Here is a 15,099-nt window from a genome sequence, read left to right on the forward strand (position 1 = left end):
TTAGCATATTTTTTATGTGCTAAAGTACTTTTTAAAGATAAATATTTGAGTTTGATTTTAGAATTTATCAGTAAAAATATGAAATTACTTAAATATTAACAAGTAGCTCCACCAGTTAAATGAAGTTTTGCTTTTAATATTTCTTCTTTTCTCTGTAATATATCATCTGATAATAATTCGGCTTCTACATTTTCAAATCCAAGCCTTTCAATTGTCTTAGCAAAACGTTCTCCAGTTTTTCCTTTTTCTCTAAATAAGAGAAGAGCTTTTTCAATAATGCTTAATGCTTCTTCTTTATCTGTGAAAACTTTATTTAGGGCCTTACCTTTTACTGTGAATTTACCCCAACGGCCTCCTATATAGATTTTATAACCTGTAGTACCATCTTCAATTGAATCAAAATGGCACTTTCCAATACAGCGGCCGCAATTATTGCATATATTAGTATCTATGTTCAATATGCCATCCACCACTTTGGCAGCTTTCATAGGACAAGTTTCTTCTATAGAACATTTTTTACATCCATTGCAACTGTCTTCATCAAAATTTGGTATTCTCTGTCCTATAATTCCTAAATCATTTAAATCAGGTTTTACACAGTTATTTGGACATCCACCTACTGCAATTTTAAATTTATGAGGCAATTTTACAACTGCATATCCTTCGTAAAATCTTTTATGAATTTCTTCTGATAAAGCATAAGTATCAATGAGACCATATTGGCAGGTTGTTCCTTTGCAGCTTACCACAGGACGTACTTTAGAGCCTGTACCACCAGTAACTAGCCCTTCTTTTGCAATATAATTTCTAAAATCATCAATTTTATCATATGGAATACCTTGGCATTCAATTGTAAGACGGGTAGTCATAACAACAGTACCGTTACCATATAATTTAGCTGCATCTGCAATACATTTCATTTTATCAGCGGTAATTTTACCATTTACAGTAATTACCCTTGCTGAGAAATTATCTGTACCCTTATTACTTAAAAAGCCAAGGCCTTTTACTCTTCTTTCATTTTCTGCACTAACTGTTAATGTAGCCATAAATTTAATTCCTCCTTAAATAGCATTCATTTGTCAGGTATAAACTTTTTATATTTTACAATTAAATATTACATATTTCAATTTATTTATTCAATATGGTTAAATGTCAATCCACCTTCAAGGACTAATGTATTTTTATATCCATAAAATTTTAGTCGGTTTTGTAACATGTAAGCACGTTTACCTTTTGCGCATACAAGCAGTAGTTTATCATCTTTATTAAGACCGTCAACTTCTCCATTTACTTTTGTCAGATCAAGATATTCTGCTGACTGTATTGTAGGACTAAGAGATGCATCTATGATCTTATAATCAGAACATTCTCCTTTTTGATAAGCAGCAGGTGTAACTGTTGAAAAATCACCATTTATCTTATTTAATAAAATATTCACGGCAGTTGTAAAAGGATGAATTGCTGTTGAAAAAGGTGGTGCATAAGCTAAATCCATGTTTTCCAAATCTTTCAAGGTAGCATTTAAAGTAAGTGCTGTCACTGCAATATCAACTATTTTATCAACCGCACCTTTTCCAAGTACCTGGATACCTAGAAGTTTTTGTGTAGTTCTGTCTGCGACCATCTTTATAATAAAGAAAGAGGAATCAGGATAGTAATTAGCCTTGTCATCTACAACACTTATAACACTGATTGGATTATATCCTTGATTTGCTGCAGCTTCTTCTGACAATCCTGTTTTTCCAACATTAAGTTCTGGCAATTTTGTTATTCCTGTACCAAGAACACCTGGATAAGCTATTTTCTTATTGTTTATGTATTGGGCCAGTGTACGACCTTCCATATTTGCGGAAGAACCCATTGGTGACCATGCTGGTGATTTTGTTATTCTATTTGTTACACAAGCACAATCTCCAATGGCAAATACATCTTTTATGTTTGTTTGAAGATATTCATCCACTTGAATTGTCTTGTTTGGCATCAGTTTAATACCAGAATCTTTTAGAAAATCAGTATTTGGTTTGATACCGATAGAGAGAATAACTATATCTGTCTTCATTTTCCTTTTGTCTGTTTGGATTTTTTCAACTTTTGTATCTCCAATAATAGCTTCTAACTTTGTACCAGGAAAAGCCATAATGCCCCTGTCTGCTAGATGATTTTCCACATAATCTGCAATTTCAGGATCAAAACCTGGTAAAATGTGATCTGCCATATCTATAACTGATACTTTTATATTTTGTTTAGCAAGGTTTTCAGCAGTTTCTAAACCAATAAATCCACCGCCAACTATAACTGCACGTTTTATATTACCGGCTTTAAGCAAATTTTTTATAGCGACAGCATCATCTGGTGTACGTAATGTAAATATGCCATCTAAATTTATTCCTTCAAAAGGAGGTTTTATAGGTTTTGCACCAGTAGATATTATAAGCTTATCATATGAATAAGTAGAAATCTCATTTGTATTTAAATTTACAGCTTCAACTGTTTTTTTGTCACTGTTAACTTCAGTTACTTCTGTTTCTGTTAAAACATTAACTCCAGTAAGCATAGAAAAACTTTCAGGAGTATTTACTATTAATTGGTCTTGTTCTTTAATAACATCTCCAATATAGTAAGGAAGTCCGCAACCTGCATAAGAAATATCTTTACTCATTGTTAAAATTGTAACTTCATCTTTTCTATTTTCACGCTTTAACTTTGCAGCTACTTTTGTGCCAGCAGCTACTCCGCCAATTATTAAGATCTTCATAATGTAACATCCTCTTTCATTAATATTTATATGGTTAGCAATACTACTTATTTCCATAATATCACTTGTGATTAAATAAGGAAAATGATATTATTTTATAATAATGATAGGTAAAACCTATTAAAGATTAAAAACTCAACTTTTGTATATGAAAAAAATTGACTCAGTATAAAAAAATGTGAAGCATTTTTAGAGGACAATTGACAGAGGACAGGGGACAGTGAAGGTAAGTTTTCCTCCTTACGTCAGAAAACTAATTTATTTTTAAGCTTATTTTGCTAATGCAAAATAAGCTTCGAATCTATATAAATCAGCAATGTTTCACTTTAGTGAAACGAGCTCTTAAAAATTTAATTAAAGATTTTTCGTAGCAAAGCGGAGGAAAATTATCCTTCACTGTCCTCTGTCAATTGTCCTCTGTCCTCTGAAAAATTTGTGTCGCATTGTGTTTATTGCGAAAATTGAGTGAAAAAATATAAACATAATTGTAAAAGGAAGGGTTATAATCAATATGACAATTAGACATTTAAAAATATTTATTGCTGTAGTGGAAACAGGTAAAATGAGTACTGCTGCAAATCGATATTATATTTCACAACCAACTGTTAGCCAAGCCATTAAAGAATTAGAAGATCATTATGGTGTGTTATTGTTTGAACGAATTTCTAAAAAGCTATATATCACAGAAGCAGGAAAAAACTTATTTGCCTATGCCAGGATGGTAGTAGATCAGTTTGATGAACTGGAAGATAATATGTTAAAAGGATTTTCTGAAAAACTTAGGATTGGTGGTACTATAACTGTTGGTTCTTGTATTATGCCGCAGCTTATAAATAAGTATAAGGAAATAAAACCTGATGTGAAAACTTTTGTTTATATTAACAATACCAAATCAATAGAAGAAAAATTGCTCAAATCAGAACTGGATATTGGTATTGTGGAAGGCAATATTAAAAATCATGATTTAGTAGTTATTCCAGTAATAAATGATTATCTTGTAATTGTATGCAGTAAAAATCATAGACTTTTAGGATGCAGTAATATTTCTGTTAAGGATTTGGAGAAAGAGCCCTTTGTAATGCGTGAAGAAGGAAGTGGTACCAGAGAGCTTTTTGAAAATTATATTTCTAAATGTGGAGCAAATATAAATATTAAGTGGGAAGTAACTTGTCCAGATATGATGAAGAAAGTAGTAATTATGAATAATTGTCTTGCAGCTATATCTGCAAGATTAGTTGAAGAAGAAGCAAAAAAAGGTTTGTTGTATGTGATAAAAAGTAATGAACAAGTTTTAGACAGATCTTTTAGTTTGGTATATTACAAAAATAAATTTGTTAACGATAACATGAAGAGCCTGATGCATATATTAGAACAATATAAAGAAAATGATATATTAAGTGGGATCCCTACTGGAACTCTAGTGGACATTTAATGATTTCGATATTTATACACAAAAGCTTAATAAGTATATAAATATGCTAATATGGGGATGTGGTATATTGATGGATGATATGGATTTATTAATACAAAAAAGGCAGACGAAAGGAAAACAAAGACAGAAAAATCAAATTTTTTATGCAGTTTGTGTTTTTATAGCTGCATTAATCATTTGTATTTTGCTTTGGAAATATAATCATAAATATGTTTCTTATTGGGTTATGGGGATTGGGTTTGGTATAACACTAAGGTATTCTAGATTCTGTTTTTCAAGTGTATTCAGAGATTTTATATTTTTAGGAAATACTAAACTTTTAAAAGCCTTACTATTAGCTTTGATGATAAGCACTATAGGATTTGGTGTAATTCAATATATATATCTTAGAGATAATCCTATAAATTACATACATATTCCAGGAGTTATAGTTTCAGTGGGACCACATATTGCAATAGGTGCATTTATGTTCGGAATTGGGATGACTATTGCTGGAGGATGTGCGTCAGGGGTTCTTATGAGAATTGGAGAAGGACATGTTCTCCCGTGGGTGATTTTATTAGGATTTATAGTTGGAAATACTTTAGGAGCTAAGAATTATCCTCTTTGGTATGATAAAATTATAAGCAGTTCAAGAGTAATTTATTTTCCAGAATATTTGGATTTAAAAATTGTAGTTACACTTCAACTAATTATTTTAATAATTTTATATAGGATAGCAAGCTGGCATGAAAATAGAAAAATAAAAAAAAGATGAGGGAGGCGTGTATATGGCAGTACGAGAACTTGATTGTCTATATGAACCGTGTCCAATTCCGTTAATTAAGGCAGTTAAAGAATTGAAAACAATGAAGTGTGGAGATATTTTAATTCTACATTCAGACCAAAGTTGTATTGGAGTTATTGCCGAAGAATGGGGAGAACAGAATAATTATTTGGTGAGGACAGTTGACTTAGAAAATGGAGAATGGGAAGTTTATATTCAAAAACCATGATAGTATAGGAGATGATTAAAGCTATGATTGAATGGTTAAAAAAGCCTTGGCCTTATTGGCTTGGAGGAATATTATTAGGTACTTTTAATGTGATTTTATTAGCAACAAGTGGAATGGCATGGCATGTAACCTCTGGTTTTCTGACATGGGGTGTTGGAATCTTAGATATTATTGGTGTTAAAGCGTATAAATGGGAATTTTTCAAACTTTTTAATTATACATATGGCGATATAATTTTAAATCATGATTTATTTATTAATAAGTATACTATTTTAAATATTGGAGTAATTATAGGATCTTTAATTGCAACATTGCTATCATCTCAATTTAAGTTAAAAAGATTAAAAGGTAAAAAACAAATTATTATGGCTTTTTCAGGTGGAATTATTATGGGGTATGGAGCAAGGCTTACTTCTGGATGCAATATTGGAAGCTTTTTTAGTGGAATTCCATCATTTTCTTTGCATGCATGGGTTTATTGGATTTTTGTTGTTTTAGGAGCTGTAGCAGGAACTAAAATTTTATCTAAATATTTAATCTAGGAGGAAAGTATATCCTCCTATTTTAACAGAATGCTTTTTTGCTAGAAGTGATAAAATCTACAAACATCTGTTCATATTTGTTAAATATATAATTTTGTCTATGGATAAGATAATAATTGAATTCTATTTTAATTTCATCAATTGTAATATGTTTGAGAAGGCCTTTTTTTAATTCATTTTTAACTATTATTTTGGGTAAAAAAGATACTCCTTTTCCAGATAATATGGAAGATTTAATAGCTTCTGGAGAATTTAAAGAATAAATTACATTTAAATCTTCTAATAAAATACCTTTTTCTTGAAAAGCATTTTTGACTAAGTATCTTGCATTGGAGTTTTCTTCCCTCAATATAAGAGGTAAATTTTTCAGCTCTTCTATGGTAATATATTCTGTAGTATTATTACTATTCCCAACTAAAATCAATTCATCTGAAGCTAGGTACTTTGTATCTATGCCATTTTTTTTTGGATTATCTTGAATAATTCCTATATTGATTGAATGATCACATAATTTTTTTATGACTTCAGGTGAATTTGCAACTTCCATACTTATATCCAACTCTTTATGAAGTTTTTTAAAGATAAATAGGGCACAAGGGAGAGCATATTCTCCTATGCTTTTACACGAACCTATAAGTAATTTTGGCCTGTTTTGTTGTAAACTTTTAAGGTCTCTTTCCACATTGTTTTTCATAGATAAGATTGTATCAGCATAGTTAAATACTACCTTTCCCTCTTCTGTTAGTTCTACACCTTTGTTACTTCTTATTAAAAGGCTTGTGTCAAATTCTTTTTCCAAATTTTTAAGTTGTATGCTGAGTCCTGGTTGAGTAAGGTGAAGCTTGGAAGCAGCTTTTGATATACTATTGCACTTTACAGTTATGTAAAATGATTGAAGATATTCGAGATTCACATTATCACATCCTTAAATTTGAAATAACCGATATGCTTTATAAATTTACATTTTATCATAAGCTATAGCCGTTTTGATTTTAAATTTATCACATAAGTATTTGTTATACAGCATAACAAATATTTATTATAAAAAAGTATATTGCTATATTATAATTAACATGATGAAGATTGCCACAAAATTAACAATATTATATTTGCCATTGTAAAGAATTTAACTAAGCATATGTATATTATATCAAAACTTAAGAAAAAAGGGGTAGTGATAGTGAAGAAAAAGACAACAGGTGAAAGGTTATTAACTTTAGGAACAATGATTATTATTTTTATAATATGGTTTATGATAACAAAATTAGGATTAGCCGATCAAAAACTAGTACCATCTCCAAAATCAGTATGGGCTGCATTTGTTGATATTATGCAAAATGGATATAAAAACTATACATTGCTTGAACATCTAGGATCAAGTATGAATAGACTTATTAGTGCATTTTTTTCTGCTATTATAATTGCTATTCCATTAGGACTTGCAAGTGGCTATAGTTCAAAACTTAGAGCACTTCTTGAACCTATTATAGAATTTTATAGACCACTTCCACCATTGGCGTATTACACACTTTTAGTTTTATGGCTGGGAATTGAGAACAAGTCTAAAATTGCACTTTTGTTTTTAGCATGTTTTGCACCAATTTATATTTCTTGTGTATCAGCAGTTATAAAGGTAAAAGAGGATTATGTAAATAGTGCTTATACAGTGGGCGCAAATAAAGTACAAATATTTATTTATGTGATATTTCCAGCATGCTTGCCTGATATTTTTATAGGATTAAGGACAGCTTTAGGTGTTGCCTATACTACTTTGGTATCTGCTGAAATGGTCGCAGCAAACTCAGGTATAGGTTGGATGGTATTGGATGCAAGCCGTTACTTAAGAAGCGATATTATATTTGTTGGAATTATTATAATGGGGATTACAGGAATTTTATTAGATAAAAGTATACAGTTTATTGAAAATAAAGTTGTTCCATGGAAAGGGAGAGAATAAAAATATAATTCAGGAGTGATAAAAATGAATTTTAAAAAAATCTTAGCTAATGTTGTAATAGTAACTGTAACAGCAGCGCTATTTTCAGGATGTACTGCATCAAAAAAGTCTACAGCTAGTGAACAAAGTAATGGAACTTCATCAAATTTGCCTAAAGTAGTAAATATAGGGACTCAACAAATGCCTAATGATGAAAAAATTGCAATAACAAAAGATTACTTTGAAAAAGAACTTGGAGTTAAAGTTAAGATAACTGAATTTCAGGCAGGGGATATAAGAAATGCTCTTGTTTCAAAGGATATTGATTTTGCTTTGCTTGGTTCAGCATCTGCAACACAAGGTATTGCAAGTGGTATTGACATAGAAACAATTTGGATACATGAAGTCCTTGGAGATGCAGAACAATTGGTTGTCAAAAAGAATTCAAATATTAATTCTATACAGGATCTTAAAGGAAAAAAAGTCGCTACACCATTTACCACGACAACACATTACAGTTTGTTGAAGGCATTAGCGATAAATGGTATGTCTGAAAAAGATGTAAAACTGCTTGACATGCAGATGCCTGACATATATGCAGCATGGCAAAGAGGTGACATTGATGCAGCTTATGCATGGGAACCGACACTTTCTAATCTTTTAGAAGATGGTAGAAGTATAATTTCAAGTAAAGACATGGCATCAAAAGGCTTTGCTACATATAATGTGGAAGTTGTTAGGAGAGAGTTTGCTGATAAATATCCAGATCTTGTAACAAAATATGTAAAGGCTGTAAATAAGGCTGTAAATTTATATGATGAAAATCAAGCAGATGCAATTAAGATGCTTTCAGTATCTCTAAAAATTACACCACAGGAGGCACTAAAGGAAACAAAAGGCTCTATGTGGCTTAGTGCAAAACAGCAATTAGATCCTGCCTATTTTGGAACAAGTGATAAGAAAGGTAATTTGGTAAAGTCACTAAAGGATACAGCAGATTTCTTATATAAACAAAAGAAGATTAAAACAGAACCTAGTTTAACTACTTTTGAGAAAGCGGTAAATCCATCATTTATAGAAAAAGCTGTAAAATAATTTTATAGATGAGTTTGGGAAGGCTTGGAGCAGTATAAAAGAAATGGAGAGTTTTGTATGAGTGAAATAGTAAAAGATAAAGAAGACTATGTAGTAACATTAACAGATATAAGCTTGAAATATAGTGGTCAAAAAAATGAAATTGCTGCCATTCAAGATATAAATTTAGATATTAAAGAAGGGGAATTTATATGTGTACTTGGTCCATCTGGTTGTGGTAAAAGTACTTTATTAAAGATTATTGCAGGTTTTCTTAGACCATCTTGTGGAGAGGCTAAAATGGACAACAGTATTATTTCTGGACCTGATTGGCATAGAGGAGTTGTTTTTCAAAGTCCTACCTTATATCCATGGTTAAATATTTATGATAATATTGCTTTTGGGTTAAAGATGAGAAAATTTTCAAAATCTGAAATTAAAGAATTGACTAATAAATATATAGAACTTGTTGGATTAAAGGGATTTGAAAAACATAAATCTTATGAACTTTCCGGAGGTATGAAACAAAGAGCTTCCCTTGCAAGAGTTTTAGTAAATAACCCTAGGATGATCCTAATGGATGAACCTTTTGGGGCATTAGATGCGCTAACAAGACAAAATATGCAGACTTTAATAAGAGCTATTTGGACTAAAACTCAAAATACAGTTTTTCTCATTACTCATGATGTTGATGAAGCTTTATCACTTGCAACAAGAGTTATTGTAATGTCGAGCAGACCAGGTAGAATAATTGAGGAATTTAATACCGATTTTACACATAATATTTCAGGTGCAAATCATGGAGAGATAAGATACACGCATGAATATATGAATATTAGAGAACAAATATTAAAGATTATAAGTGGCCAAAGTGAAGAAATAAGGTTCTCATAAAAGCATACAAAGTATTTATAAAGTAATATATAAGACTAATTATAGTTTTATGTGTTACTTTATTTTTTTAGGCTTGTTTTGGTGATTGATTTAATAAAGCAGTACTAAAAAATGAACATATAAACATCTCTTATATTGTATAACATTTGTTTATTATGAAAAGGTATAAGTTTGTATTATAATTAACATAGAAATTGAGATAAATTTAACAATTTGTGCAAAGAAAAAATTTAAAATGGAGGTATACATATGGGTAAAAAATATTTAATAGTAGGTGGAGTTGCAGGTGGAGCATCTACAGCAGCAAGATTAAGAAGATTAGGAGAGGAAGATCAAATAATAATATTTGAAAGGGATCCACACGTATCATTTTCAAATTGTTGTCTACCATATCATTTAAGTGGAACGGTAGAAAAGGCAGAAAGCCTGATACTTATGAACCCAGAAAAGTTTTTATCACAATATAACATAGAAGCAAGGGTTAATAATGAAGTTATAGATATAGATAGGAATAAAAAAGAAGTAAAAGTTAAAAACACATTAACTGGAGAAGAATATACTGAAAATTATGATAAATTAATATTATCTCCTGGTGCAAAAGCTATAGTTCCTCCAATCAAAGGAATTGAAGATGTAAAAGTATTTACAGTGAGAAACGTTGTAGATATAGAGAAACTGAATAAATCCATAAAGGCTATGGGAATAAATAATATTTCAGTAATTGGTGGAGGTTTTATAGGAGTTGAAGTTGCTGAAAACTTGAAAGAGGCTGGATATAGTATAACTTTAATTGAAGCTCTTCCTCACATAATGAAGCCTTTTGATTATGATATGGCTCAAATCCTTCACAAGGAAATGTATGATAAAGGTGTAAATTTAATTGTTAACGACAAAGTAAGTTCTTTTGAAAAGGATACTGTTGTTTTAGGATCTGGTAAAAAGATAGAAGCAGAAGCAGTAATTATGGCAATTGGTGTAGCTCCAGAAACTTCTCTAGCAGTTAAAGCTGGTCTTGAAATTGGAGAAACTAGGGCTATAAAGGTAGATCAAAACTACAGAACTAATGACAAGGATATATATGCAGTTGGAGATGCAATTGAAGTATATCATGCTTTATCTAGAAAGATGACTAGATTGGCATTAGCTGGTCCTGCTCAGAAAGAAGCTAGACAAGCTGCTGATCATATTCACGGAAGAATTGTAAGAAATACAGGATTTATTGGAGCATCAGTAGTTAAATGTTTTGATTATAATGCAGCTTCAGTAGGTTTAAATGAAGAAATGATAGAAGCACTTAAGTTAGATATCAAGTATGAAGTAGCTAAAGTAATACCAGGAGATAAGGTTGGTTTGATGCCAGGATGCGAACCACTTCACTTTAAATTGATTTTTGAAGTCCCAACAGGAAAAGTGTTAGGTGCTCAGGCAATTGGTAGAGGAAATGTAGATAAGAGAATAGATGTAGTTGCTACAGCTATTAAATTTGGAGCAACAGTAGATGATTTGAGAGATTTGGAATTATGTTATGCTCCACCATTTGGAACTGCCAAAGATGTAGTCAATTTTGCAGGATATGTTGCTACTAATTTGCTGCATGGTGAATTTAAACAGGTAAGAGAAAAGGATGTAAGAGGCTTAGTTGAAAGTGGAGCTTTCATAATAGATGTAAGAGAGAAAAATGAGTATGAATTAAGTCATATAATTGGAGCTAAGAACATACCACTTAGTGAAATAAGACAAAGAATAAATGAAATACCTAAAGATGAACCTGTATACTTGCACTGCAGAAGTGCTCAAAGAAGCTATAATGCATTAATGGCACTTAAGCATTTAGGATACGAAAATATTTATAATATCTCAGGTGGATTTATGGAAATTTGTTTTTACGAATATTTCAATGATAAGACAACAGGAAGAAAACAAATAGTTACAGATTATAATTTTCTATAATAAATTAAATGCAAGTTTAATTGCAGCTTGATTAGTACAATTAGACTTGCAGGAAATCAGTATAAAAAAGTAAACATAATGAAAGGAAAAAGAAATATGGATAATGCAAGAGAAATAAAAAGCAAGTTAGGTTCAAATAAGAAAACGTTTATACAAATTAATATTAATAAGACACAAATATTTGTAGGGGTGGCAATTCTAATAGCTATGGCTATTTTGGCTGCATCACAGTCTACAAAAAATCCTAAATTGGGATTGTTTTTAATTACTGGACTAGCAATAGGATATTTAATGCAAAGATCAAGATTTGGATTTGCAGGAGGTATTAAAAAAATATATTTAACTGGAGAGGCAAGCTTAACAAAAGCTTTGATGTTTTTGTTTGCTATATCGCTGGTAGTAGCAGCAGCAGTACATTATGGTGCATTTTTGAATGGTGGACAGGTAGCTTATAGAGCAGCAGCAGGAGCCAAGATAATACCTGGAACTCAAAATGTTGATCCAGTTTGTATTTTGGCTGTAATAGGTGGATTCCTATTTGGTATTGGCATGATGCTAGGAGGAGGTTGTGCTTCTGGAACACTTACAGATGCAGGTGAAGGTGAAGGAAGAGCATTAATAGTTTTATTCTTCTTTGTAACAGGTTCTCTATGGGGAGGACATGACATGACTTTGTGGCAAAAAACTCCGCTTTATACATGGAATAAAAGAATTTATTTGCCAGACGTATTTGGATACATGGGAGCTATAATAATTTCGTTATTAGGATTTTTAGCAATTTATGTTTTTGCAAAATGGTATGAAAATAAGAGAAAAAGAGAAAATACTTTTATTCCACTAGAATATGAAGAATGGGAAAAGGAAGTACCAGAATCTGAAGAATATAAATTCTTTAGTAAAGAAACTTATCACAAATTTTTTGTAAAAAGATGGTCTTTTTATACTGGGGCAGTACTATTAGCAGCTATGTTTGAGGTTATATTAATTTCAACAGGTAAAAGCTGGGGAGTAACTACTACTTTTATGGACTGGGGAGCATGGTTGTATCAAGCATTTGGCTTAGTCGATGTTTCAAAGTGGCCTTATTTTGCCAAAGAGATGAAGACTATACATGGAGGCTTTATGAATGATCCAGCTTCAATGAGAAATTTGGGAATAATAATAGGTGCTTTAATAGCTCCACTATTAGCAGGGCATTTTTCTTTTAAGACAAACTTCAAATTTAAAGATATTATCTTTTATGCAATAGGTGGAATACTTATGGGATATGGTGCAAGACTTGCTACAGGATGTAATATAGGAGCATTATATTCAGGAATATGTAATTTCTCCTTATCAGGATGGACATTTATGATAGCTTTGGTTATTGGAGGAATAATGGGAGTTAAACTAGTTAAGAAATTTAACATAGCAACTTGATATGGGAAAAATTGCACCCTTGGGGTGCAATTTTTTTCTTTTTTTTAAAAAATTCCCATTATAAAATGTTGAACACCAAGTGAAGTAAATGCTAAAACTACCCAACAGGTAAAACCTAATAGAATTGGTCTTACACCATTTTTTATAAGTTCTATAATATTAGTATTTAGTCCTACAGATGCCATTGCCATTACAATTACAAACTTTCCAGCCTGCGATAAAAATTTAGTAAGTGCATATGGCAGCGGAATAAAGGTATTAATCACTGATGCAGCTATGAAGCCAAGTACGAACCAAGGAAATATTTTATTTATGTTATATGATCCTTTGTTACTTTTACTTTCCTTTTTAGAAGTGTATATAGCTAATGCCAATGTAATTGGAACAATTGCCAAGGTTCTTGTGAGCTTTACTATAACTGCAAGGTTACCAGCAGCATTGCTGTAAGAATAACCAGCAGCTACTACAGATGAAGTATCATTAACAGCTGTTCCAGCCCAAAGACCAAAGCATTGATTGCTCATAGCAAACAAGTGTCCAAGAAACGGAAATAAGAAAGCAGCAATAGCATTAAAAAGAAATATAGTTGATATAGAATGAGCAACTTCCTGATCATTTGCATTAATAACTGGAGCTGTTGCCGCAATAGCTGAACCACCACATATAGAAGAACCGATACCAATTAAGGTTGCTGTTTTCCCATTTATTTTTAATAATTTTCCTATAATATAAGCAGTAATAAATGCTGCTGACAGTGTAAAAATCATTAAAACAATTGTCTGTTTTCCTACTTTAAAAACATTGAAAAGATTCATGTCAAATCCAATAAGTATAATTGAATATTGAAGCAGTTTTTTTGATGTATAAGTTATGCCTTCATTAAGATAGCTTGGCCTTTTCCAAAATGCTAAAATCATACCAAATAAAATTCCAAGTACGGGGCTGCCTATTATTGGGAAAGTATTTCCAATTAGCCATGCTGGTACTGCTATAATTAGTGCGAGTATAATTCCTGGTAATTTGTTAATTATTTTTTCCATAATATCTTCCTCCTGTCTGTTTTTTATAATACACCTTGATATTATGTAAGTAAAATATTATTATATTATTATTATAATAAGTATATACTAATACATAAGGAGGACACTATGACTTTAAGACATTTTAATATATTTGTTGCTGTATGTAATAAGATGAATATGACTAAGGCTGCAGAATCACTTTTCATATCTCAGTCAGCAGTTAGTCAGGCAATTTCTGAACTTGAAAATCACTATGGTGTACGGATTTTTGAACGTTTGTCAAGAAAACTCTATTTGACTCAGGCAGGAGAAAAACTACTTAGTTATGCCAGATATATTATTAAACTAAATACAGAATTAGAAAATGACATGAAAACTTTGTATCAAAAAGGATCTATTCGCATTGGTGCAAGTGTTACTGTTGGTGCTTATGTGCTACCTAAACTTGTTTCAAATTTTCAAAAATCAAATCCTGAAACTGATATAAAAGTATATGAAGAAAATACTGAAAAGATTGAAAAAATGCTTCTTCATGATGAAATCGATATAGCACTTGTAGAAGGAGAGACGACAAATCCAGATATTTTAAACAAGCCATTTATGGATGATGAATTGGTACTTATCTGTGGGGCTAATCATAGATTTGCAAAGCTGCCTTATGTTGAATCTCATGAACTTGAAAAAGAAAAGTTTATCATTCGTGAAAAAGGAAGTGGAACCCGTAAGACCTTTGAGGATAAGATGATAGAAAATCAATTAAGATGGCAAGTTACTTGGGTATGCAATAATACTGATACTATTAAAATTGCAGTCGCAGAAGGGCTAGGAGTTTCAGTTATTTCTAGAAATTCAGTAATTAATGAATTGGCTTCCGGGATTATTTGTGAAATACCTGTTAAAGGCATTAAGTTTAAAAGACAATTTAAAATCATATATCATAAAAATAAGTATTTAACAGAAACAATGAAACGTTTTATAGCTTTATGTACAATAAGTTACTAAATATGTAATCTTAGGCGAATTTTAAATATATGAGTTAAAAATTATTGACATGCTCTATAAATAGAGTACAATTAA

Annotated in this window: 14 protein-coding genes; 10 read left to right on the plus strand and 4 right to left on the minus strand. The window is 31.0% G+C overall.

What is annotated here, in order from left to right; genetic code table 11:
- Window positions 1-95 precede the first annotated feature (95 nt).
- Both D4Z93_RS02885 and D4Z93_RS02890 read right to left on the minus strand, forming a co-directional pair.
- Window positions 96-1,049 carry a (4Fe-4S)-binding protein gene (locus tag D4Z93_RS02885; RefSeq protein WP_119970280.1) on the minus strand — a complete coding sequence of 318 codons (954 nt, stop codon included), beginning with the start codon at window positions 1,047-1,049 and terminating at the stop codon, window positions 96-98.
- An 86-nt stretch (window positions 1,050-1,135) separates the two neighbouring features.
- Window positions 1,136-2,758, minus strand: coding sequence for an FAD-dependent oxidoreductase (locus D4Z93_RS02890; protein WP_119970282.1), 1,623 nt, complete (start codon window positions 2,756-2,758; stop codon window positions 1,136-1,138).
- A gap of 511 nt (window positions 2,759-3,269) precedes the next feature.
- Here D4Z93_RS02890 and D4Z93_RS02895 point away from each other — a divergent pair.
- The 4 genes from D4Z93_RS02895 (at window position 3,270) to D4Z93_RS02910 (ending at window position 5,727) form a co-directional block, all read left to right on the plus strand.
- Window positions 3,270-4,190 (plus strand): LysR family transcriptional regulator, encoded by a 921-nt coding sequence (locus tag D4Z93_RS02895; protein WP_119970284.1) that lies wholly within the window; start codon window positions 3,270-3,272, stop codon window positions 4,188-4,190.
- 67 nt (window positions 4,191-4,257) lie between these two features.
- Window positions 4,258-4,947: a YeeE/YedE thiosulfate transporter family protein gene (locus D4Z93_RS02900; RefSeq protein ID WP_119970286.1), complete on the plus strand. Its 690-nt coding sequence runs from the start codon at window positions 4,258-4,260 to the stop codon at window positions 4,945-4,947.
- Between the two features lie 13 nt (window positions 4,948-4,960).
- Window positions 4,961-5,185, plus strand: a complete 225-nt coding sequence (locus D4Z93_RS02905; RefSeq protein WP_119970288.1) for a sulfurtransferase TusA family protein — start codon at window positions 4,961-4,963, stop codon at window positions 5,183-5,185.
- A gap of 14 nt (window positions 5,186-5,199) precedes the next feature.
- Window positions 5,200-5,727, plus strand: a complete 528-nt coding sequence (locus tag D4Z93_RS02910; protein ID WP_119974201.1) for a YeeE/YedE thiosulfate transporter family protein — start codon at window positions 5,200-5,202, stop codon at window positions 5,725-5,727.
- Window positions 5,728-5,749: 22 nt separating this feature from the next.
- Here the strand turns inward: D4Z93_RS02910 and D4Z93_RS02915 are convergent, their stop codons facing one another.
- Window positions 5,750-6,640 (minus strand): LysR family transcriptional regulator, encoded by an 891-nt coding sequence (locus D4Z93_RS02915; RefSeq protein WP_119970290.1) that lies wholly within the window; start codon window positions 6,638-6,640, stop codon window positions 5,750-5,752.
- 225 nt (window positions 6,641-6,865) lie between these two features.
- On the opposite strand from D4Z93_RS02915, the gene D4Z93_RS02920 reads away from it, so the two are divergent.
- From D4Z93_RS02920 to D4Z93_RS02940, 5 genes are all read left to right on the plus strand, one after another.
- Window positions 6,866-7,684, plus strand: a complete 819-nt coding sequence (locus D4Z93_RS02920) for an ABC transporter permease (RefSeq protein WP_119970292.1) — start codon at window positions 6,866-6,868, stop codon at window positions 7,682-7,684.
- A gap of 24 nt (window positions 7,685-7,708) precedes the next feature.
- Window positions 7,709-8,758 (plus strand): taurine ABC transporter substrate-binding protein, encoded by a 1,050-nt coding sequence (locus D4Z93_RS02925; RefSeq protein WP_119970294.1) that lies wholly within the window; start codon window positions 7,709-7,711, stop codon window positions 8,756-8,758.
- Window positions 8,759-8,815: 57 nt separating this feature from the next.
- Entirely contained in the window at window positions 8,816-9,631 is an 816-nt protein-coding gene (locus tag D4Z93_RS02930; protein WP_119970295.1) for an ABC transporter ATP-binding protein, read from the plus strand.
- 249 nt (window positions 9,632-9,880) lie between these two features.
- Complete coding sequence (locus D4Z93_RS02935; protein WP_119970297.1) at window positions 9,881-11,581, plus strand: FAD-dependent oxidoreductase; 1,701 nt, start codon at window positions 9,881-9,883, stop codon at window positions 11,579-11,581.
- A 162-nt stretch (window positions 11,582-11,743) separates the two neighbouring features.
- Entirely contained in the window at window positions 11,744-13,000 is a 1,257-nt protein-coding gene (locus D4Z93_RS02940) for a YeeE/YedE family protein (protein WP_119974203.1), read from the plus strand.
- A gap of 44 nt (window positions 13,001-13,044) precedes the next feature.
- Here D4Z93_RS02940 and D4Z93_RS02945 read toward each other — a convergent pair whose 3' ends face one another.
- Window positions 13,045-14,040 (minus strand): YeiH family protein, encoded by a 996-nt coding sequence (locus tag D4Z93_RS02945; protein WP_119970299.1) that lies wholly within the window; start codon window positions 14,038-14,040, stop codon window positions 13,045-13,047.
- Window positions 14,041-14,148: 108 nt separating this feature from the next.
- On the opposite strand from D4Z93_RS02945, the gene D4Z93_RS02950 reads away from it, so the two are divergent.
- Window positions 14,149-15,024, plus strand: a complete 876-nt coding sequence (locus D4Z93_RS02950; RefSeq protein ID WP_119970301.1) for a LysR family transcriptional regulator — start codon at window positions 14,149-14,151, stop codon at window positions 15,022-15,024.
- The last annotated feature ends 75 nt before the right edge of the window (window positions 15,025-15,099 follow it).

It is taken from the genome of Clostridium fermenticellae, from assembly GCF_003600355.1.
Classification (GTDB): Bacteria; Bacillota; Clostridia; order Clostridiales; family Clostridiaceae; genus Clostridium_AV; species Clostridium_AV fermenticellae.